At 31.3% G+C, this 22,278-nt stretch carries 24 protein-coding genes; 3 read left to right on the forward strand and 21 right to left on the reverse strand.

Features of this window, described 5'->3' with window-relative positions; genetic code table 11:
• The 8 genes from HNR33_RS15270 to HNR33_RS15305 form a co-directional block, all read right to left on the reverse strand.
• Nucleotides 1–621: glutamate formimidoyltransferase (locus HNR33_RS15270; protein ID WP_429084890.1), on the reverse strand; the 621-nt coding region annotated here is incomplete at its 3' end.
• Between the two features lie 95 nt (nucleotides 622–716).
• Complete coding sequence (locus tag HNR33_RS15275) at nucleotides 717–1,421, reverse strand: ABC transporter ATP-binding protein (protein ID WP_429084892.1); 705 nt, start codon at nucleotides 1,419–1,421, stop codon at nucleotides 717–719.
• Nucleotides 1,414–2,190, reverse strand: coding sequence for an ABC transporter ATP-binding protein (locus tag HNR33_RS15280; protein ID WP_429084894.1), 777 nt, complete (start codon nucleotides 2,188–2,190; stop codon nucleotides 1,414–1,416). The genes HNR33_RS15275 and HNR33_RS15280 overlap by 8 nt, the downstream gene beginning before the upstream one ends.
• Nucleotides 2,129–3,241: a branched-chain amino acid ABC transporter permease gene (locus tag HNR33_RS15285; RefSeq protein ID WP_429084896.1), complete on the reverse strand. Its 1,113-nt coding sequence runs from the start codon at nucleotides 3,239–3,241 to the stop codon at nucleotides 2,129–2,131. Before HNR33_RS15285 ends, HNR33_RS15280 begins: the two co-directional genes overlap by 62 nt.
• Nucleotides 3,242–3,255: 14 nt before the next feature.
• Nucleotides 3,256–4,122 carry a branched-chain amino acid ABC transporter permease gene (locus HNR33_RS15290; RefSeq protein WP_429084898.1) on the reverse strand — a complete coding sequence of 289 codons (867 nt, stop codon included), beginning with the start codon at nucleotides 4,120–4,122 and terminating at the stop codon, nucleotides 3,256–3,258.
• Between the two features lie 183 nt (nucleotides 4,123–4,305).
• The gene (locus HNR33_RS15295; RefSeq protein WP_429084900.1) at nucleotides 4,306–5,451 is read right to left on the reverse strand and encodes an ABC transporter substrate-binding protein; all 1,146 of its coding nucleotides are present in this window, start codon (nucleotides 5,449–5,451) and stop codon (nucleotides 4,306–4,308) included.
• Between the two features lie 390 nt (nucleotides 5,452–5,841).
• On the reverse strand, nucleotides 5,842–7,200 hold the full coding sequence (locus HNR33_RS15300) for a sigma-54-dependent transcriptional regulator (RefSeq protein ID WP_429084902.1): 1,359 nt from the start codon (nucleotides 7,198–7,200) through the stop codon (nucleotides 5,842–5,844).
• 64 nt (nucleotides 7,201–7,264) lie between these two features.
• Nucleotides 7,265–9,214, reverse strand: coding sequence for a transporter substrate-binding domain-containing protein (locus HNR33_RS15305; RefSeq protein ID WP_429084903.1), 1,950 nt, complete (start codon nucleotides 9,212–9,214; stop codon nucleotides 7,265–7,267).
• A 205-nt stretch (nucleotides 9,215–9,419) separates the two neighbouring features.
• On the opposite strand from HNR33_RS15305, the gene HNR33_RS15310 reads away from it, so the two are divergent.
• Nucleotides 9,420–9,632: a hypothetical protein gene (locus HNR33_RS15310; protein WP_429084905.1), complete on the forward strand. Its 213-nt coding sequence runs from the start codon at nucleotides 9,420–9,422 to the stop codon at nucleotides 9,630–9,632.
• Nucleotides 9,633–9,688: 56 nt separating this feature from the next.
• Here HNR33_RS15310 and HNR33_RS15315 read toward each other — a convergent pair whose 3' ends face one another.
• The 13 genes from HNR33_RS15315 to HNR33_RS15375 form a co-directional block, all read right to left on the reverse strand.
• The gene (locus HNR33_RS15315) at nucleotides 9,689–10,372 is read right to left on the reverse strand and encodes an HAD-IB family phosphatase (RefSeq protein ID WP_429084906.1); all 684 of its coding nucleotides are present in this window, start codon (nucleotides 10,370–10,372) and stop codon (nucleotides 9,689–9,691) included.
• Between the two features lie 63 nt (nucleotides 10,373–10,435).
• Nucleotides 10,436–11,059, reverse strand: coding sequence for a ribulose-phosphate 3-epimerase (locus HNR33_RS15320; protein ID WP_429084908.1), 624 nt, complete (start codon nucleotides 11,057–11,059; stop codon nucleotides 10,436–10,438).
• Between the two features lie 21 nt (nucleotides 11,060–11,080).
• Nucleotides 11,081–11,893 (reverse strand): BtpA/SgcQ family protein, encoded by an 813-nt coding sequence (locus tag HNR33_RS15325; protein ID WP_429084910.1) that lies wholly within the window; start codon nucleotides 11,891–11,893, stop codon nucleotides 11,081–11,083.
• A gap of 83 nt (nucleotides 11,894–11,976) precedes the next feature.
• Nucleotides 11,977–13,296: a PTS galactitol transporter subunit IIC gene (locus HNR33_RS15330; RefSeq protein ID WP_429084912.1), complete on the reverse strand. Its 1,320-nt coding sequence runs from the start codon at nucleotides 13,294–13,296 to the stop codon at nucleotides 11,977–11,979.
• A 16-nt stretch (nucleotides 13,297–13,312) separates the two neighbouring features.
• Nucleotides 13,313–13,591: a PTS sugar transporter subunit IIB gene (locus HNR33_RS15335; protein WP_429084914.1), complete on the reverse strand. Its 279-nt coding sequence runs from the start codon at nucleotides 13,589–13,591 to the stop codon at nucleotides 13,313–13,315.
• 3 nt (nucleotides 13,592–13,594) lie between these two features.
• Complete coding sequence (locus HNR33_RS15340; RefSeq protein WP_429084915.1) at nucleotides 13,595–14,701, reverse strand: M42 family metallopeptidase; 1,107 nt, start codon at nucleotides 14,699–14,701, stop codon at nucleotides 13,595–13,597.
• A gap of 94 nt (nucleotides 14,702–14,795) precedes the next feature.
• Nucleotides 14,796–15,245, reverse strand: coding sequence for a PTS sugar transporter subunit IIA (locus HNR33_RS15345; protein ID WP_429084917.1), 450 nt, complete (start codon nucleotides 15,243–15,245; stop codon nucleotides 14,796–14,798).
• 14 nt (nucleotides 15,246–15,259) lie between these two features.
• A complete protein-coding gene (locus HNR33_RS15350; protein ID WP_429084919.1) occupies nucleotides 15,260–17,314 on the reverse strand; it encodes a BglG family transcription antiterminator in 2,055 nt (684 codons plus the stop codon).
• A gap of 158 nt (nucleotides 17,315–17,472) precedes the next feature.
• On the reverse strand, nucleotides 17,473–17,895 hold the full coding sequence (locus HNR33_RS15355) for an arsenate reductase ArsC (RefSeq protein WP_429084921.1): 423 nt from the start codon (nucleotides 17,893–17,895) through the stop codon (nucleotides 17,473–17,475).
• 13 nt (nucleotides 17,896–17,908) lie between these two features.
• Nucleotides 17,909–18,979, reverse strand: a complete 1,071-nt coding sequence (arsB, locus tag HNR33_RS15360) for an ACR3 family arsenite efflux transporter (protein ID WP_429084923.1) — start codon at nucleotides 18,977–18,979, stop codon at nucleotides 17,909–17,911.
• 14 nt (nucleotides 18,980–18,993) lie between these two features.
• Nucleotides 18,994–19,311 carry an ArsR/SmtB family transcription factor gene (locus HNR33_RS15365; RefSeq protein ID WP_429084925.1) on the reverse strand — a complete coding sequence of 106 codons (318 nt, stop codon included), beginning with the start codon at nucleotides 19,309–19,311 and terminating at the stop codon, nucleotides 18,994–18,996.
• Nucleotides 19,312–19,550: 239 nt separating this feature from the next.
• Nucleotides 19,551–19,781, reverse strand: coding sequence for a thioredoxin family protein (locus tag HNR33_RS15370; RefSeq protein WP_429084927.1), 231 nt, complete (start codon nucleotides 19,779–19,781; stop codon nucleotides 19,551–19,553).
• Between the two features lie 214 nt (nucleotides 19,782–19,995).
• A complete protein-coding gene (locus HNR33_RS15375; RefSeq protein ID WP_429084929.1) occupies nucleotides 19,996–20,457 on the reverse strand; it encodes a hypothetical protein in 462 nt (153 codons plus the stop codon).
• Nucleotides 20,458–20,853: 396 nt separating this feature from the next.
• Here HNR33_RS15375 and HNR33_RS15380 point away from each other — a divergent pair, with 396 nt between their 5' ends.
• Both HNR33_RS15380 and HNR33_RS15385 read left to right on the forward strand, forming a co-directional pair.
• The gene (locus tag HNR33_RS15380) at nucleotides 20,854–21,195 is read left to right on the forward strand and encodes an ArsR/SmtB family transcription factor (protein ID WP_429084931.1); all 342 of its coding nucleotides are present in this window, start codon (nucleotides 20,854–20,856) and stop codon (nucleotides 21,193–21,195) included.
• Between the two features lie 60 nt (nucleotides 21,196–21,255).
• The gene (locus HNR33_RS15385) at nucleotides 21,256–22,272 is read left to right on the forward strand and encodes a permease (protein WP_429084932.1); all 1,017 of its coding nucleotides are present in this window, start codon (nucleotides 21,256–21,258) and stop codon (nucleotides 22,270–22,272) included.
• Nucleotides 22,273–22,278: the final 6 nt, after the last annotated feature.

Below are 22,278 nucleotides of genomic sequence, written 5' to 3' on the forward strand. Positions count from 1 at the left end.
TGTTGCTAGGAATACGTTGTATGCTGTTAGTCCTTCTGCTTCTGCACTACAGATTGTTGCTCCTGCTGTTTCGCTTAGTAATCCGTCTACGCTTAAGTCTGGTTTTCTTGAGTTGTATTCTTCTTCTCTGCTTGCATCGTCTTTTATTTCTTTTAGTAAGTCTCTTAATCCTTCGTATTGTCCTTTTCTTATGAATGCTAATGCTTTTCTGTCTGCTGTTCTTGCGTTTTCTGCTGCGAAGAATACTGGTACTTTTGTTCTCTCATGTAGTTCTTTTCCTATTTCTTCTGCTAGGTCTACGCATTCTTGTACTGTTATATTTTTAAATGGGAATAGTGGTATTGTGTCTTGTGATCCTATTCTTGGGTGTGATCCTTTTTGTTCTCTCATGTCTATTAATTCTATTGATTTTGCTGCCATGTTTATTAATGCTTCTTTTAATGGCTGTGGTTCTCCTATTATTGTTACTACTGTTCTATTAAAATCATGCTCTGGCTCATAGCTTACTAGCTTTACTCCTTCTACGTTTTTTACTTCATTTACTACTGCTTCTATTACTTCTTCTCTTCTTCCATCACTGAAGTTTGGTACTGCCAAAATGTACTGTTTTTCTGCTGACATTTAAAATCCTCCCTTATCTTTTAATTGTATGTATCTTATTTTATTTTAACAGATATACAGACACTATTCACTCCTTATAGTGTCTGTATATTATTTTATTCTTCTCCAAGATAAGCCTTTCTAACCCTGTCATCATTAAGAAGATCTCTAGCATTACCTGAAAATGCTATATTCCCAGTTTCAATAACATATCCTATATCTGCAACCTGAAGTGCTATATTTGCGTTTTGTTCTACAAGTAAAACTGTCAAACCTTTTTTATTTAAATCTTTGATAGATTCAAATATCTCTTCTACTACTATAGGAGCAAGTCCCATAGAAGGTTCATCAAGCATTAGCAGCTTAGGATTTGACATTATAGCCCTTCCTATAGCTAACATCTGCTGTTCTCCACCACTTAATGTCCCGCCCATTTGCTTAGCTCTTTCTTTTAACCTTGGGAAAAGCTCATAAACATATTCAAGATCTTCTTCTATTTTCTGCTTATCATTTCTCAAATATGCACCCATCGTCAAATTTTCTTGAACATTTAATGCTGTAAATATTCTTCTGCCTTCTGGTACTTGACAAAGTCCTTGAGCAACAATTTTTTCTGAAGGAATTCCAAGTATTTCTTGACCCTTATACATTATACTCCCTTTCCCCTTTACCAGCCCCGATATTGCTCTTAATGTTGTTGTCTTACCAGCTCCATTACTACCTATTAAAGTTACTATTTGCCCTTCTTCTATATCAAACGATATTCCCTTTAAAGCATGAATGCCGCCATAATAAACATTTAAATCTTGTACTTTAAGCATCTTTTTGGGCACCTCCCTTACCTAGATAAGCACTTATTACTCTTTCGTTGCGTTGAATTTCTTGTGGAAGTCCCTCAGCGATCTTGTTACCATATTCCAAAACAACTATCCTATCTGATATTCCCATTACCAACTTCATATCGTGTTCTATAACTAATGTAGTATATCCCTTGCCACGAATTTTCTTTATAAGCTGTGTCATCTCAACCTTTTCACCTGTATTCATACCAGCAGCAGGTTCGTCAAGTAAAAGAAGCTTAGGCTCAGTTGCTAATGCTCTTGCTATCTCAACTCTTCTTTGATAGCCATATGGCAAGCTGACTGCTATCTCATCTTTTTTATCTGTAAGTTCAAGAAAATCTAATATTTCAAGAGCCCTTTCTTTTACCATTTTTTCTTCGTTTTTAACCTTTGGAGTTGTAAAGATTGCACCAAACAAGTTAGTAGATGTTCTGCAGTATTGTCCTACCATTACATTTTCAAGAACAGTCATGCTACTGAACAAACGTATATTTTGAAACGTTCTTCCTATTCCAAGCTTTGTAATCTCAAAAGGCTTTGATTTTTTCAGCTTTTCACCTAAAAATTGTACTTCTCCTGACGTTGGTTCATAAATACCAGTAATAGTATTAAAAAATGTAGTTTTTCCCGCCCCATTAGGTCCAATTAAGCTGACAATTTCTTCTTCATCTATGTGAAAATCAACATTATTTACTGCTACTAAGCCCCCGAAGGATTTTGTTATTCCTTTTGCCTCTAGTATTCTCATTTTGTGCACCTCCCTTTAAGCTATCCATACTGATCATTCCTTGTGGACGTATAATCATCATTAGAACAAGTAATATTCCATATATAGCGTAACGATATGTTGCAATATCTCTTAATGCCTCAGGTATTATAGCCAATACGGCTGCACCAAGTATAACTCCTGGTATACTTCCAACTCCACCTAATACCACCATTGTTAGTATTACTACTGACTCCATATAAGCAAAGTTGTCTGGGTTTACATAGTGAACAAATGTTGAGAAGAAGCTTCCTGCCATACCTGCAATAGCTGCACCAAGCACGAAGGCCAATATCTTAAGAAATGTTGAATTAATTCCCATTGATTCGGCAGCTATTTCATCATCTCTTACTGCAATAAGGCCTCGTCCTAATCTTGAATTTAATAGACGATATGAAATAAATACTGTGAAAATAGCTAATGCAAATATCAAATAAAAGTAACCAATGTTATTGTTTATTACTAAACTAAAAATCTTTGGAGATGGAATTCCTGGAATCCCTGCTGGTCCTCTTGTAAAGGATGTCCAGTTTATTAAAACTAAACGTAAAATTTCTCCAAAGCCTATTGTTGTAATTGCTAAATAGTCACCTTTGAGTCTGAGTGTAGGAATACCTAGTAATAACCCAAATACACCAGCAATCACTGCACTTAGAACTAAGGCTATCCAGAAAGAAATTTTAAAATTTACTGTAAGCAATGCTGTAGTATATGCTCCTATAGCATAAAAGGCTGCGTGACCCATTGAAAGCTGCCCTGCAAAACCTAATACAAAATTTAAGCTTAATGCAAGAACTATATACAGTAAAACTATGATACTTGTTCTTAATACATAAGGCTGACTCGAAAATAAAATTGGCCAGGCACATATAACTGCAACTACTGCTAATGATACTATTCTTCTAGTCTTCTTATCTGTTTTAGAAAATTTTGCTGTACCCCAGTCAAACACCCTTGATAAAATCTTAATTGACAAAAATAATATGACTGTATATATAGCAAGATTTTTTAATACTATAGCTAGATTTGCCATATGAGTTCACCCCTTTATACCTTTTCTTTAACTGCTTTTCCTAGTAGTCCCGATGGTTTAACAAGAAGTATTATTATTAGAATAATAAACGCTATAGCATCACGATATCCGGATGAAATATATGCTGCACCTAAGCTTTCTGATATACCCATTATGATACCGCCAAGCATAGCTCCAGGTATACTTCCTATACCACCAATTACAGCTGCAATAAATGCCTTTAGTCCAGGTACAAATCCCATCATAGGGAATACCGCTTTGTAGTACATCCCAACTAAAGCTCCTGCTGCAGCTCCTAAAGATGAACCTAATACGAAAGTAAAGTAAACTATTCTATTTGTGTTTATTCCCATCAATCTAGCTGCATCCATATCTTGAGAAGTACATCTCATTGCCCTTCCCATTTTTGTATATTGAACTACATACGTTAGTATTGCTACTAACACTATAGTTGTTCCTAAAATAATAAGCTGTAATGTAGAAACTCTAAATCCTAAAATATTATATACATTATTGTTTATAACATCAGGAAATGACTGAGTTTCTGGTCCCCATACAAGCATTGCAAAATTCTCTAGAAATATTGCTATACCTATAGCTGAAAGGAAGAGATTTATCCTTGGTGCTTTAAAAACAGGGCTATAAGCAAACTTTGCTATCAAAATACCAAATATTGATGCACCTACCATACCGAATAAGAAGGCCACTACAAGCGGCATATTTAATAAAGTAAGTCCTGTAAGTGTTAAAAATGCTCCAATCATATATATATCGCCATGTGCAAAGTTAATAAGACGGATAATTCCATAAACCATTGTAAAGCCAATTGCTGTTAATGCATATATACTTCCTAATGCTATTCCGTTGCTTAGCTGTTCCATGAACATAAAGCCTTCACCTTCCTTCCTATTATAAAAAAGGCTTCTAAAGAAGCATTATAATGTCGCCTTTTTTGAAACTCATTTACGGAAAATTCTTGTTATTAAAAATATAAAAGTAGAACTTTCCTATTCGTTATAATCAGGGGGTGGGGGATCCCCACCCTTATATAACTATTTATTTAATTAATTGCTTGGTTGAACATCTGCAGGAACTATTTTGCCATCTTTAACTGTAAGAATTATAATTCCTCTTTCTACATCATTGTTTTTAAATGATATTGGTCCTGCAACACCAGGGAAGTCTTTGACAGTTTCAAGATATTTTTTGATTTCCTCTCTATCTGCTCCATTTTGAGCCATAGCTTCAAGTACAACCTTTGCAGAGTCATAAGCTAAAGCAGCATATGTGTCAGGTTCTTTATTATATTTAGCAGTGAATGCTTCAACAAATTCTGTTGTTCCAGGGTATTCCACTTCTGGATGGAAGAATCCTGTAAATTTAATGCCTTCAACTGCATCGCCACCTAGTTTAATTAGCTCATCTGAGCTTATACCTTCAGTTCCTAACATTGGTACATCTAAACCTGCAGCTTTAGCTTGTTGAGCTATTAAAGCTGTTTCAACATAATATCCAGGTACGAATAATAAATCTGGGTTTTGAGATTTTATCTTTGTAATTTGTGGACTAAAGTCTTTTGATTGTCCTTCAAAGTATGTTTCTGCTGCTACAACTTCTCCACCTAATTCAGTAAACTTTGTAGTAAAGTCATTTTTTAGTCCTGTTCCGAAGTCATTGGCTGTAAATAAAATAGCTGCTTTACGTTTACCCATTTGCTCATAAGCATATTTTGCAAGATGCTGTGCTTGTGCTGTATCAGTTAAAGATATACGGAAAACATGTGGTGTTGTTCCATCAGTTACAGCTTTATTAACTGAGTCAGTAATTACTGGTATCCCAGCTGATTCATATATACCTCTAGCTGCTAGTGTACATGAGCTATTCCAGTGTCCTATAACAGCTAATATTTTATTGTCTGCAGCAAATTTCTGTGCTACGTTTGGTGCTTCTTTTGGATTTCCAGTATCATCACCAACAATAAGTTTAACTTGCTTGCCATCTATTCCACCTTTTTCATTTACTTCATCTAATGCTAATTGTATAGCTTTAACCTTCATATCTCCAAACTGTGCTGAGTCACCAGTCATTGGGTTAGCAGCAGCAATATATAGTTCAGAAGCATTGTCTCCTGAGGTAGAAGAACTTCCACACCCTGCTAATACTCCAAGCATTGAAATAACTAATAATCCGATTAATAATCTTTTCTTCATCATAGTAATCCTCCTTAAGATTGATTAGTAATATTAATTGATTTTGTAAACGTTTTCCGTTGCTATTTAAAAATACTCATGCCGAAACATTCCCTCCCTCATCCTTAGCTATAGAAAAAACCTTTTTTCATTAGTTCATATATAGATATATTCTATAGTTTCATTTTCACTCTTATATTCCAAGAAGCGTGCCAACTATTATTTTTTTATATATTTTTTTACTTTACTTTGATAAACAGCTAAAACTAAGTGTTTGGCGAATTTTTAACAATGTCACAAGAAATAAAAAAAGGTCATTATTTAATGACCTTTCTTATTTCTTCAAGAATTCTATATACATCATGTATGAAATAATCTCATAGTATGAAATTATTTCAGTGTTTTGTCAACCTATTCATTATTTTCTGAATACTGTTTTAGTTTTGTATGAAGATGTCTTTCACTTAATCCAAGCATTTTAGAAGTCTTTCTTTTATTACCATTACAATACTCTAGTGTAGCTAATATTAGCTTTCTCTCAGCTTCTGCTATTGACTCACCTATATATACAGGAATCCAATCCTTTGATGCAGATATACTAAGTTCTCCTAAGAGCTCTTCAGGTAAGTCTTGTAGATCAATCATGTCATTATTAGTTAACGCTACTGCTCTTTCAATTATATTTTCAAGTTCTCTTACGTTTCCTGGATATTCATGTTTTTCAAGAACTGATATGGCACTCTTTGATATTCCAGCTACTTCTTTGTTAAAAAGTTGACTATACTTTTTCATAAAGTGCCTACATAAAGCAGGAATGTCTTCTTTTCTCTCTCTCAGTGGTGGCATTTTTACAGAAATAACATTTAGTCTAAAAAATAAATCTTCTCTAAAATTTCCTTTTTTAACCTCGTCAGCTAAATTTTTATTTGTTGCCGCTACTAGTCTAAAGTCCACCGGAATAGGTTTTTCACTGCCAAGAGGAACTATTTTCTTTTCTTGAATTACTCTTAAAAGCTTTGCTTGCAACAAAATATCCATTTCTCCTATTTCGTCAAGAAACAAAGTCCCTTTATGAGCAAGCTCAATTTTCCCTTTGTATCTTTGATTTGCTCCTGTAAAAGCTCCCTTTTCATATCCAAAAAGCTCACTTTCTAGTAAGTTATGTGGTATAGCAGCACAATTTATTACTTCTATAGGCCCTGATGCTCTATTACTTGAATTGTGGATAGCTCTAGCTATAAGCTCTTTACCTGTACCACTATCTCCAGTTATAAGAACATTAATGTCTAAGTCTTTTACTCTATCAATAATCTTGAAAACCTCATTCATAGCTTTACTCGAAGCTACTATATTAAACATATTAGATTTTTCGGTAACCTGTTTTGTTAAGTCTGCTACTTTATTTGTTAGATTCTTGTAATCAAGGGCCTTGTTTATTAATATTTTCAATCCATTTATATCTAGGGGCTTAGTTATATAATAGTATGCACCTCTTTGTATAGTCTCAACAGATGATTCTATACTTCCATATGCAGTCATAGCAATGACTAAAACTCCAGGATTGTTCTTTTTTATTGTCTGCAATACCTCTATCCCTTTGTATTCACCCAGGTATTGATCCAGTAAAACTAAATCAACATTCTTACTGCTTACCATTTCAAGCCCTTCTGGAACACTAGTTGTACAGAAAACATTAAAGCTATCCTCTAGTGCAAATTGTAATGCCGTTAAAATTGATGGCTCATCATCTATAACAAGTATATTGTTCATATACTATTTCTCCCTTCTGTATTTATCTAGTGCCTAGTTTGTCTGATGCCTGAAGGATAATTTTTTATTCACATTCCAACGCGGTAGTTGGAAAATGTAATATTACTGTGGTTCCTTTTCCTTCCTCGCTCTGAATAAATATTTCTCCTCTATTTTCGCTTACAAGTTGATGTGTTATTGATAATCCTATACCATATCCTTGTTTCTTGGATGTATAAAAAGGTTCAAACACCTTAAATACTTTTTCTTTTGGTATGCCGCATCCATTGTCTGAAATCATAATTACAGCTTTTTTATTTTCTGTTGAGCCTTCAATGAAGATTTGTCCATCCTTGTCTATAGCATCTATACTATTTAGGATTATGTTTATAAGCACTTGCTTTGTTTGAGACATATCTGCCCAAAATGCTATATTATCTATTCTATTTATAATTTTGATATCTTTTTTCCTTATATGTGTTGAAAATAATGCAATAATATCCTCTAAAACTTCATCAAGGTTTATTTGCTGAGGGTTAGAAGCTTTTGGTCTTGAATAATCAAGAAGCAAGCTAACTAAGCTATTCAGCCTGTTTATTTCTTGAGGAACTATTCTAAGCAGTTGTTCTCTAAATTTTTCATTATCTAGCTTATCTGGCATCATATCTATAAAAGCCTTTATAGATGTTAATGGATTTCTCAACTCATGAGCAATCCCTGATGACAGCTTTCCTAAAGCTTGCATTTTATCATTATGCTGTACTATATCATGCAGTTTCTTTTCTTTAGTATAATCATGCAGCAATAGTATCACGCCCTCTATAGTTTCTGGTCCTTTTATAGGGATTATACTGCAGTCTACGTGTCTTACATCACTATTTGACATCGTCCTCCATACTATGTTTTTTCTCCATGTCTCTCCATTCAACGCACATTCTAGTGCATTCATGTCTATTTTTTCATCTATATCTAATTCATCCCATGTCATAGTATCAACTATATTTTTCTCGATGAGCATTTTAGCAAATGAGTTTGATTGTATAACTCTGCCAGCATTATCAAATGCAACTATACCACTTACAATACTTTCTATAATCTTACCTTTTAGTCTATCACTTTGATCCAATTCTTTCTGTTTTTGCACTATTTTTGCTGTCTGTTTTTCAACTTCTTTTTTCAAGCTTCTATTCCAATACATAATAAATATAATAGCACTAAGAGATATTAGCAATGTTATAACTGAAGCATATAGTAGTTTTTTCCATCTCTCTCCAGTATCTGTGAAGGTTTGTCCAAACCATTTCCTATAAATTTTATCATAAGTTCCATTTGCTTTTATTGCAGAAATTCCTTTATTTAACAATTCCAACACTTCTTCATTACCATTTTTAGTTGCTGAACAATATTCAGTAACATACATTGGCTCACCAACAATTTTTATTCCATCTATTTTCTTAATCTTTTGTAAATAATAAAGTCCTGTAAGCCTATTTCCAACAAATGCATCAACTTCTCCATTTAATAAAGCATCTATTGCCATAGTCTGATTTTCTTTTTCAACAGTAATAATATCAGGTACAGTTTTTATTACTTCATTAGTGACATCACCTTTTTGAAATGCAACCTTAAGACCTGATAAGTCTTTCATATCCTGTATATAGCTAGTATCTTTTCTAACAAATATGGCTTGTGAATTTATTACTAGTTCATCAGTAAAATCAAAAATTTCATCCCTGATTTTTGTCTTTGTCATACCTTGAATAGCATCTACTTCACCTTTTTGTAAGGTTAATTGAGCATCTTCCCATGCCATCGGTATAAGCTCAATATCTATTTCAAGCTCAATGGCAACCGCTCTCATAATATCAACATTAAATCCCTTAAATACACCATTTTCATCTACATATTCATATGGAGGATAATTATTGTCACCTGCTATTTTAATTGTTTCATCATCACAATATGCATATGATGATGCTAAGCTTATAGCACAAAAAATTATTATTATCGCTATTATATTTTTTCTAAAGTGCAATTCTATCACTCCCTGGAAAAGACTTATTTACTTTAAATTATACTATAACAGCTAACAAAATACTTTTATTTTTTATGTTAATTGACATTTTTCTACATGTAAAATATAAAATATTTTTCTATGATAATACTAATAATAAGTATATAAAGATTACGTAATAAAAAATCACTACCCTCAAATTTTGATATAAAGGATGGAAATATAGATGAATAATAAAAAAGATGAGACTAACACTATCAGCAACAATGGATATGATATAATTTTAAACACATATAATTCACATAAGTACCCAGTCATTGAAAATCAAATGAATGCTCTTGTTTTTCCATGGAGTATGCAGAGAGATGTAGATGCTATTGATACAATGAAGTTCTATGAAGGAACTGATGCAGTTAATAAAAAACAAAAAAACAAGTAAACACAAAAAGCAAGCAGGAATGCCCCTTGCTTGCTTTTCTAAGCAATATAGAAATTTTACACATATATTTTTGATGAGTTTACACAATTTTCTTGACGTACTCTGTAGTTATTTAAGTAATTAGCATATAACTCATTAAAATCCGAGAAAGTCATGAAGTTGATATTGTATTCTCTGCATTTCTTTTCAAGTCTAGTTCCCTTTCTTGCATATACTATGTCTGCTTCTTTGGCAGCCATGTAGTCTGAAGGTCCATCTCCAACAAAAATTACCCTGTATCCAGCATCTCTATATTTGTAAATTATACTAGCTTTATCTACTCCATTTTCTTCTGATTTATCTAAATACGGATATTGAAGCTCAATCTCATTACCATTAAAAAAAATATCATTTGCATATATATTAGCTTCATTAAAATCAAGGTCTATACTTTCTAAAGAATATATTACATTAAACTTAGTTCCTGCACTAACAATTCTAACTTCTATATCTTTATCTATGAAATCCTTAAAGCTTTTATCCACTAAAATTTCTTGATGCAAAGTTTTTCTAAATGTTTCCTGGTCAATATTTAACGAAGTTAACAAATCGTATACAAACTTTTTTACGTTGACTTTCCCTTCACTAAACTTCTGCCGATAATATTCGTATTTTTTCGGTATGAATCTATTAGCGAGTAAATGAGTACTGTCATTAAACGCAATAGTACCGTCAAAATCTATCAAAAATATATCCTTCATACACTTTATCCCACCTTCAAGATAATAATTAAGAGGCTAACCAAAGGGCTGGCCTCTTTACAGTTATTTATTATTTGTTTTTAATATCTCATCTGGCTTATGACTTCTAAAAAGCTCTCTTCCCATAACTACATAATCAATTTGCTTCTTTTCTAATTTTGATAGATGTTCAAGCTTTATTCCTCCATCTGCCCACAATTCTATATGCTTGTACGATTTAAAGTCTATGATATTTTCTAATATTTCTTCATTAAAGCACTGTTCTTCATTATCTGGTTCTGAAGTCATAAATAAAACTGCATCTATGTCTTTAAAAATATACTTATACTCATATACCTTTGATATAGGGTTTAAAGCTATTCCTGCTTTTATATCAAAAGATTTTATTAGATTAATAAGCTCTCTTAAATAAATAATATTTTCTACATGAACAAATATGTGTGAACAATTTAAAGCAGCCAGTTTAGTTATATAATGCTTAGGCTCATTCACCATTAAATGAACTGAGAATTTCTTTTCACAAATACTTCTCAAATCTTGTATTGTCTTAAATCCAAAAGTAATATTCTCAATAAAATTTCCATCTTCTATATCAATATGAAGATTATCATAGCACATACCTAACCTTTTAACTTCATTCTGCAAATTAACTTGATTTGCTGATGCTATAGATGGAATTATTTTCATATGATACTCCTTTGTGTTATGTTAAATTTTTTCTCTAAAACTCTTCACTTTACTCATGAATTTAGTTACTCTTTCAATATCCACATGATTCTCGAATTTGCCATCATATTTAAATGTAGTTCCAACAACTGCTCCATCTGCAATTGATAATTGCTGCTCAACATTTTCAAGCCTTACTCCTGTATTGGCTAGCACTACTGTTTCTGGAACTATATCCTTTACTTGTTTTAATATTGCTGAATCTGTTTCGCTTCCTGCAGTCAACCCTGAAACACATAATGCATCTGGCCTATTATTAAATACTGTTGATTTTGCTACTTGCTTAATGTCTCTATCAGCAACATATTTTGCTGCTTCTGGAACTATGTTAAATAATAATTTTACGTTTTCTGCACCTATTCTTCTTTGGTGTCTAACTGTCTCACCTACATTTGTATTCCAAAGACCAAAATCACTTGCATAAACACCAGTAAATATTTCTCTTACAAACTTAGCATCTACTGCTACAGCTAAGTCTAAAGATTTTTTAGCATCCCATAAAACATTTACTCCATATGGAATCTTAATTAAATGTTTTAGTTCTCCAATAATTCTTGCCATTGCTGCCACTGTTTCTGATTTAACATCTGTTAAGTAAGGAAGAGAAAATTCATTTGAAAACATTACTGCATCTACCCCACCTTCTTGGAGTGCTAAAAAGTCTTTTTTAGCCATTTCTATTACATAGTTCATTCCTTTTTCCTTATCATAATATGGATCTCCTGGTAATGGTAATAAATGACACATTGCTATAATTGCCTTTTCTGTTCCTATAACTTCTTTTAACCAAGTCATTTGTTACTCCTCCTTCGCTTTAGTTTTTTGTGTAATTTGTTTATTTTTTAAAAATGATTTCTGTAAAGTATTAACTCAAAATGCTATTCTTGATAGGCATTCTTTTTTACAAATATTACTCCACCAACTGTTATTGCCGCCAATACTATGAATCCTAATACTCCCAATTGTCCAAACTTAGTTATCAAAAGATCAAATACATTTCCTATATAAAGTGCAGATACTTTTCCACCCTCTGCAACATTGAAACCATTGGTATTGGCTAATTCCGTAAAGTAAGGTGTGAACCAGCTTGCAATTAAAAGTACTAATATCATATTTATAGTTGAACTTATAAGTGTTCTTAACATATCTCCTTTATGGATAATTGTTGCCATACATATAAAAAATGGCACAAAAGGTAAATCTGCAAGTGGCAATACTTTATTTCCTGGCAATATAGCTGCCATTAGTAAGGTAATAGGGATTAATAGTATTCCAACTGTTATTGTTGTTGGATGTCCTAATGTTACAGCTGAGTCTAATCCAATATAAACTTCTTTACCTTTAAATTTAGTATTGAAGAAGTTTTTTGCAGCTTCTGATATTGGTAATAATCCTTCAACTATGATTTTTATCATTCTTGGGAACAATACCATAATGCCTACAACTGCTATAACTAAATTCATTGTGTCTTTAAAGTTATATCCAGCCAATAATCCAAATAGAATTCCTAAAAAAATTCCTATAATTACCGGATCACCTATCATACCTAGCTTTTTTTGGATAACCTTTGTATCTATCTTAATATTCTTCATGAACGGTATTCTATCATAAATCTTATCTAGTACTGCATATAGAGGAACTGTACTTGATGCATAACCTTGTGGTATTGATATACCTTCTATTCCAATCTGATTTTGCACTCTCTTTGCTGTAAAATCTGCTGATAATAGCGAGAGCATTGAATGGAATATTCCTGCTACTATTCCTGCTACTAAGCTTCCTGATATTATATACACTACAGAGCCTGTTAGCGCATAATGTGAATAGTTAAACACATCTATATTCATAGTTTTTGATGCACCAGATATTAGCATTAACACATTTACTCCAAAGACAACTGGTATAATAAGTGCTCCTATAGCTGTTGAAAAGGCAATCCCTGCTGCAGTGCCTGACCCAACATCTATTACTGTCATATTTAGTCCAAATCTTTCTACCATCAGGTTTACTGCTGGTGTTAATTTTTCAGATATAATTCCTATTACTAGACCTAAGCCTACAAAACCAACTCCTACTGTAGCTGCTGTTTTAATTGATTTCAAAATACCTATACCAAATACTAACCCAATTATGAATAAAACTAATGGAACAAAAACGTTAGACCCTAAAGATAATATGTAATCCACTACTTGTTGCACTTTTATTTCCCCCCTTTTATTTTGAAAGAATTTCAAGTATTTTTTCTTTTGCTATTTCTTCATTTATGCCTACTATAAATGGTGTTCCTACTACTACTGGAGCTGCATATTCTTCTTGCACTTTCATTGATGTCACTATTAGGTCTGCGTTAGCTGCATAGCTTTCAATTTCTCCTAAAATGCATTGAGTGATACTATATTTAATACCTTCTTGTTCTAAAATCCCTCTGATCTTTTCTGCAATGATTGTAGAAGTTGCCATACCTGTGCCACATGCTACCACGATTTTTTTCAAATTTTAACCCTCCTTTACAATTGTAAATTTACCAAACTCTTGATTTGATTCATATTTTTTTAAGAAGTTAGAAAGCAAATTATAGCAGTATAATATATCTTCTAAACTTACAACTTCTACTGGTGTATGAGTATATCTTGTAGGTATGGAAATATTAGCTACAACAGTTTTTGAATTTTCAAATAGAATATATGCTGTTTCTGTTAATACTCCTAGCGCCACCTCCCTTTGTACTGGTATATTATTTTCTTTGCATATATTCTCAATGAAGCTTAAAAACTTTATATTTGGAACAAGTCCTGCCAGAGTTCCTCTTCCATGATGATTCATATAAGTCAATGCTGGTCCTTTCCCAATTACTACTCCTGAATAAGCTTCTATATCTGGTACATCACAAGATGGGGTAACATCTAAGCCTATTGCAATATCAGGGACAACATCTCTAACTACAGGCATAATCCCTCTTATATTGAATTCTTCTTGAACACTAAACACTAGGTACAAGTCACAATCCAAAGCTTCTTTTCTTATGTTTTCACCTAAATAAACCAAAATTGCAAGTAATGCTCTATCATCCATAGCTTTATTACAAATCATATTATTAGCTAGGACATTAAATCTACTTTGCATTACAATTGGATTTCCAACTTCTACTCCTAATTCATAAACATTTTCCTTTGAAATTGCCCCTATATCTATATACAGCTTGTCAAATCCATCAACCTTATATTTATCCTCAGGCTTTAAGAAGTGATGTGACTTTGCTCCTATAACTCCCACAATTTTCCCTTTTGAGCCTATGACTTCTACAGCTTGCCCAGGTAATACATTAGGATTAATTGAGCCAAGCTTTTCTGCTCTTATTAACCCATTGTCTTCTATCTTCCTAACTACCATGCCTACTTCATCCATATGTGCAAATAGCATTATTCTCTTTGCATTTGTTTTTCCGCATAAATATTTTGCTGTTACATTGCCTATTGAGTCTACTGTTATTTCATCACACTTATTTTTTAATCGATTATATACATATCTTATTATTTCATCCTCATATCCTGAGTTCCCATTGATTTCTGTCAAATCCTTAATTAAATTTTTCAATTTGTCCATAACTAATCTCCTCTGCTTAACCTGCTATCACAATATATTATGATAGTAGGTCAGATCTTTTTTTATTTTGAATTGTCTAGTTAATAATTTGATGCTAATTTAGTGTTCTACCCAATATAGAGCTGATTTCACCAATATTGTCAGATTTCTTTAACCTTAGTAACTCTTTTTCATCTTGCAAAAGGTTAGCTAGTCTCATTAAGTCATCAATATGCTTGTCGCTATTTTCAAACACTAATCCAAATATCATTTCAACTTGGATTTTTTCATTGTCTTCTGCATTTGCAAATTCTACTGGCTTCAATAGTTTTATAAATATTATTTTACTAGCCTTGGTGAATTCTGGATCCGTATGTGGGATTGCAACACTTATATCTTTTAATTTAAATCCTGTCGGGAATACGCTCTCTCTTTCTTTTATCTTTTTCCTATATTCTTCAGTAACATATCCTTTTTGAAATAATATATCTGCCATAAAATCAAACAGTTCGTCTTGATTATTGAAGCTTTTTCCTAGAAATATTAGGTCATCATCTATTTTCATCTTCTTCTCCCCTTCTATACAGCCTTGTCTCTAAGATAATCTATAATTTCTTTTTTGCTTTTAGCCTCGTCTAATTCTTTATATAGATTATCTTTTTGTGCTAATGAATTTATTTTTTCTACTGTTTTTATTAAGATATTTTTTTCAGAAGATGCAATTAGTATCAGTAACTTTACTAGCTTGTCCCCTGGAAATATGACACCTTTTTTTATATATAATATACTCATACATGATGTGTTGACGTTTTCTTTTGATTGACCATGAGGTATTGCAACATTGTTTGTTAAAACAAAATATGCTCCAAATGTATCTATGACATTAAATATCTCGTCTAAATATTCTTGTTTTATTTCATTAGTTTTGATTAATTTTCCACCACATATTTTTAATGCAGTTTGCCAATCCTTAATTTCGCTTGTGATTTCAATTTGATCATCTCTTAGCTTATCAAACAATGTTTGATGGTTTATATCCTCTATATGCTTCTTGTCCTTATAAATTATTTTTAAAAGATCATTTTTAAGCTTCTCTTCATCTTTTATAACTGTATTCTCTTTTATAACCTCTAATAGTTTAACTAACGAAATTTTATCTTCTGTTTTTTTTCTATTAATGTTATACTTTTTAAGGATTTCATCATCTTTAAAGGTAAAGAATGGTGTAATCAATACCATTGGTATATCGATTTTTATACTAATGTCTTTGTTTATTTTAGTTGTACTTATTATTAAGTCTATGTTTTTTAGATTATAGTCTAAAATTTGAAGCCATGATATATTGTCTACTATTTCTACTTCGTAGTTTTGTTCAAGTATATTTTTAACAAGACTAGAAGTGCCATAACCACCACCACAGATTAACAGAATTCGCTTTTTATCTTGTCTTTTATTTTCATTTCGTCTTATTGAGGCTAAAAAATGTACTGTAATTAGTGCCACTTCTGCATCACACAATTCCTTACCTATAAGCTTTTCTAGCTTTGATAAAGCTTTTTTTACAATGTTAAATAACTCTGGATATCCTTCTATAGATTCAAAATATATTTCATTTTCTATACTTAGATTCTTCTTGCATCTATATATTGTTGGTTTAATATGATTTAATAATCCTTCTATTAAAATATCATCGTTTATTATGTCCTCTTCGATATATTTATCTACAAATGATATTATCTCTTTGATAAGTATTGTGATTTTAATCCAATTTTCAAATATTAGGGTATTATACTCATATGATACAAAGCCCAGAATGTAATCAGTTAGCATTAATATCTCATTTTCTTCCCGTATATTTTTCATGCTGTCTATAATATTTAATAATCGCTTATATTCAGATGTGCTTTTGAGAAACGCTTTATTTGAGATACTTTTCACTTTGTATCCTTTTTTTATTCTTAAATAACTTATGATTAAATAAGCAAATATAAGCTCATAAAATTTACTATCCTTAATGTCAAAGCTAGTTCCTAACGATTCAACAAATACCTTTACTGATCCTATATCTATGTTTTCTATATACTGATAAATTAGCTGTTTGACTTTACTCACATTTCTCATAGTTTCATCTTCTATATGATAAAACTCCCCAAGCATAGAATAATAGTTTTTAAGTAAACATCTTCTAATATCATTTTCTAATGCAACAACGTTATTATTTATAAGCTTTATATCATCTTCTATAAAAATCTCTTCAATACATTTAAGGTCATTTTTTATAGTGCTTCTGCTAACATCAAGTTGCCTGCTTACTTTGGAAACATTAATCTTTCCATCAATTAAAAGCTTTAATATCAAAAAACTGATCCTTTCTTCTTTAGAAACTGCCTCAACCTTTGTAAGTTCTTCAAAAAGTGCATAGATATTTTTATCAGGATAAAATCTCAATTCTCCTTTTGGCAATTTCTCAACTTCCTTAAGATTAACTTTTTGTAAAATATAGTTTATATTATCAATTTCATATCTAGCGCTTCTCTGTGAAATATCTAGGTGCGTACATATCTCTTCAATAGATGTTTTATTGTGAATTTTCAAATAATTGTAAACCTTAATTAGCCTATCACTTATTTTCATTTATCATCACCACGTCTTTATTATAAATAATTTATTTAATTACATAAATATACAACATTTGAAAGTTTTTTGTTCAAATTTTGTATACCTATTTTATATTTGAATCAAAAAGAATGCAAAAAAGCAAGCAGAAATGATTCTTGCTTGCTTTTTGTTGCTTATTTTTTACACATGTTTGACTGTATTTCACTATTTTGTACTCGTCTAATTAGCTCTTCAACCTTTTCCTTGATGATGCCTCTTGTCCTTCTATAGTCTTCAATAGATCCACCTGACGGATCTTCAAGTCCCCAATCTTCTTGATATTTGCATGGTACATAAGGACATACTACTCCGCAACCCATAGTTATGAGAATATCTATCTCTTCAGGTATATCAGTTAATAGCTTTGGATAGTGCTCACTCATATCTACTCCTACTTCTTCCATAACCTGTACAGCTCCGGGCTTTACCTCATGATATTTTTCTGTGCCGGCTGAGTAAGCTTCTAATACATTACTACCAAGCTTTTTAGCCCATCCTTCAGCCATCTGAGAACGGCAGGAATTGTGAATACATACAAATGCTATTTTTCTCTTCATATTGGCGCCTCCTTTACTTCCCTGCTTTTACTTCTGGGAACCAGTGTCTAGTTCTATTTGCAATTTTCACAAGTGTTAACATCAATGGCACTTCAACTAATACACCAACTACTGTTGCTAAAGCTGCTCCTGATTGAAGTCCATATAACGATATTGCAACTGCAACTGCCAATTCAAAGAAATTACTTGCTCCTATCATAGAGGCTGGTGCAGCAATATTATGAGGAAGCTTCCAAACTTTAGCCCATCCATACGCTATTATAAAGATAAAGAATGTTTGTATTATAAGAGGTATTGCAATTAGTGCAATATGAAGCGGGTTGTTCAATATTACTTCTCCTTGAAATGAAAATATTATAACTAAAGTTAGTAATAACCCTATTATTGTTACATTACTAAATTTCTTTAAAAATTCATTTTCAAAGTAATCTAATCCTTTGCTTTTAATGATATATTTTCTTGAAAAATATCCACCTGCTAATGGAATAACAACAAATAATACAACTGATAAGAATAGTGTATCATAAGGCACTGCAACATTACTTACTCCTAGTAGGAAAGCTACTATTGGTGTGAAAGCAAGCAATAAAATAAGATCATTTACCGCAACTTGAACTAAAGTATATGCTGGATCACCTTTTGTTAAATGACTCCATACAAAAACCATAGCTGTACATGGAGCTGCCCCTAATAATACTGCACCTGCTAAATATTCTGATGCTAGGTTTGCTGATATCAGAGATTTAAATACTACCTTCAAGAAAAATGCTGCTATAATGTACATAGTAAAAGGTTTAATTAACCAGTTTGTAACACATGTCACCGTTAATCCCTTTGGCTTTTTTGTAGCTTCTACAATGCTCGAAAAATCTATCTTTATCATCATTGGATAAATCATAAGCCAAATAAGTATAGCAACTGGGATTGAAACCTTAGCATATTCAAATTTGCTTAATGTCTGCGGTACTATAGGAATAAGCTGCCCTATTCCAACTCCAACTACTATGCATAATGCGACCCATACAGTCAGATACCTTCCAAAAAAGTCTAAACCTTCACTTTGTTTTTGTTGTTTTTCTGACATATTAGACCTCCTTTTTACTCTTCAAAATTACAACAGCTATTTACTGTTTTGCATATACAGTCCTCTTTGAAGCTTGTTAAGTGTTTTATAAAATCACACAGTTCATCTACTTTTGTTTTATTAATAGAATATACCATCCATTTTCCTTTTTTATTTCCATCTACTAAACCTGCATGCTGCAAGACCTTCATATGATGTGATATTGTGGGCTGAGTCAATTCCAAGCCATCCATTATGTCACATGCACACATTTCTCCACATGAAAGCATTTCAAGTATAAGCATCCTATTTTTATCAGATAATGCCTTAAATATTTCTACTTTTTCATCCAATTTTTTCACCTCTCATATATCGATACATTTCTATGTGTCTATATTTAGGATACTAGCTTTTTTTGTGACTGTCAATATGTTTTAAGAATATAAATATTAATACATTTTGTTATATTTTAATATCAAAATTTAAATTGAATAGATCTTCTCTATTTATAATTAATATACTCTAGAAAACTAAAAAAAGTAAGTCCTACTCTATAAAATAGAAGTCCTTACTCCTTTTATCAAATATATTGCTAGACTAAGTATTGTTTTATCTCATCAGAACTTGGAACTCTTCCCATTATTTTGACTTGTTCATCTACTACTAATGCTGGAGTTTTCATTACCCCATATTTCATTATACTTGGTATATCTTCTACCTTTTCAACAGTTGCTTCAATGCCTAGTTGCTTAACCGCTTCTTTTGTGTTGCTTTCTAACTTTTTGCAATTTGCACATCCAGTACCTAAAACTTTAATGTTCATAAACATACCTCCTAACTCTAATAATTAACAGCTGTAGATATATTATACTTGATATCGATATATGCTTATATAGCTATATCGATATATATTGATATAGCTATATAATATTCTTTTATAATACAACTGTCAATACAAAAAAATCTTAAGATTTTAACTTACAGAAAGCTTAAGATAGCCTCTATAGTTTCATCAACGTATTTATTTAATGTTAATTTTAATCTATGATTAAAATATCATCAAATATAGCATTGTCTTGGATATGTAGTTCTCTATAAAAGTTATGAACTTTTGCAATATATTTAGAGTCATTTATCATAAAGTAGTCTGTTGCTTGTGTGTCATCATTTAATAAATAAATTTCCTCAGTAAATAGTACTTTATCATTTACAAAGAATTCAATTTCGAGAACTTTTTTGTCAAGACTATTATTTATATCTTTTTTTTGATTTTCTAAAATAGAATCAGGTTCTAAGTTCGTCTTATAGTGTTTGAGTTTTTCTTGATCAGTAATTGAAATATTATTTGTACTTGTTTTGATAACAATCTTATCAACATTATCATATTCATTCATTATTTTTACAATTCTATCGACCCTGTTCGATCTGACTATTGAAAAAAATGCAACTAAAATACATATTAATGAAATAAATATTGTTATATATTCTTTTTTTCTCATTTAATATGCTCACCTCTCACTATTCTACGTTTTTTCTAACATTCACCATGGGTGTATTTCATCTTCAAGTAAATATTCATCTTTTACAGTGGTATTTATAATATAGAATTACTTTAGCTATTGTTAATGAAATATAAAGCTAATCTTTATTATTATGAATATTATACTATGTAATCCATTTACTGTTAAGCTATATTATTTTTCACAAAATTACAATTTGGAATTTTCAAGATTATTTTGATTATTTCTTTTAATAAAACATATTGACATATAAATATAATAGTTATATTATTAATATATGCTTATGTAGTTATATGTTCATGTGTTGTTGAACTTCCTCATGCCTGCTTTATTACTTATTTATCAGTAACCATCAATTTAGAAAGGAGTGATTTAATGAACGAATTAACAAATTTATTTAAAGTATTATCAGACGAAACTCGCCTAAGGATTATTATGCTTCTTGCCAACAAAGAGTTATGTGTCTGTGAGATATGCGGAATAACAGGTTTATCTCAACCAAATGTTTCTAAACATCTTTCGAAATTACGAGACATAGGTTTGGTTAAGGATGAAAGAAAAGGTCAGTTTATATCATATTACCTAGATTCAGATGATATGCTTTTTAAAAAAATTATACAGAGTATATCGGATAATATAGAAAAATACCCGGTCCTAAAAGGTGATCTTGAAAAAATTGTTGATGCAAATAAATACCTATCTCTGTGTAAAAAATAATAAGTAAGAAGACAATTAGGAATTGTCTATGCTTTCCATAAAAAAAAGAAGGTGAAATTTATGAATATATTATCTTTAATTTTTAACGGTCTTAACGATATACTATTAAAAATGACTTGGTTATATGAGTTAGTAAGACTATTAGTAGAAAATCTATTTGGTTTATCTATTAAAAGTAAGCTTGGGGGAAGTATACATTTTTTTATATATGATACAATAAAGATTTTTATACTTTTATCAGTACTTATCTTTATCATTTCATATATTCAAAGCTATTTTCCTCCCGAAAAAACAAAGAAGATTCTTGGCAGATTTAATGGAATAAAAGGAAATATATTTGGAGCCTTATTGGGCACTGTCACACCATTTTGTAGTTGTTCTAGTATTCCTATATTTATTGGATTTACATCTGCAGGACTTCCACTAGGTGTTACTTTTTCTTTCTTGATATCCTCACCATTGGTAGATCTAGCATCTTTGTTAATTTTAATGTCGTTCTTTGGAGCTAAAATTGCTATAGCCTATGTAGTTGTAGGATTAATAATAGCAGTCTTAGGAGGAACTATTATTGATAAGTTAAAGTTACAGAAATATGTTGAAGGATATGTATGGGGAATAGAAAATGTTGATGCTGAAGTTGATGAGATGACTAGAGAGCAGAGAATCTCTTATGCTAGAAGCCAAGTTAATGATATAATCCGTAAAGTATGGCTATATATATTGATTGGAGTGGGTATTGGAGCTGCGATTCATAACTGGATCCCTCAATCAATTATAGAAACAGTAGTTGGAGATAATAATCCTTTCGCTGTTCTTTTAGCTACAATAGTTGGTATACCGATGTATGCGGATATATTTGGAACTATACCTATAGCTGAAGCTTTATTTGGAAAAGGAGTTGGAGTTGGTACAGTCTTATCATTTATGATGGCAGTAACTGCACTTTCACTCCCTTCTATGATTATGTTAAGTAAAGTAGTAAAACCTAAATTATTGGGTATTTTTATAACTATAGTAGCTTTAGGAATAATTATCGTTGGTTATCTATTTAATGCATTTTCATATATCTTTATTTAAATACAA

Source organism: Brassicibacter mesophilus, assembly GCF_050433385.1.
GTDB lineage: Bacteria > Bacillota > Clostridia > Tissierellales > Proteiniboraceae > Brassicibacter > Brassicibacter mesophilus.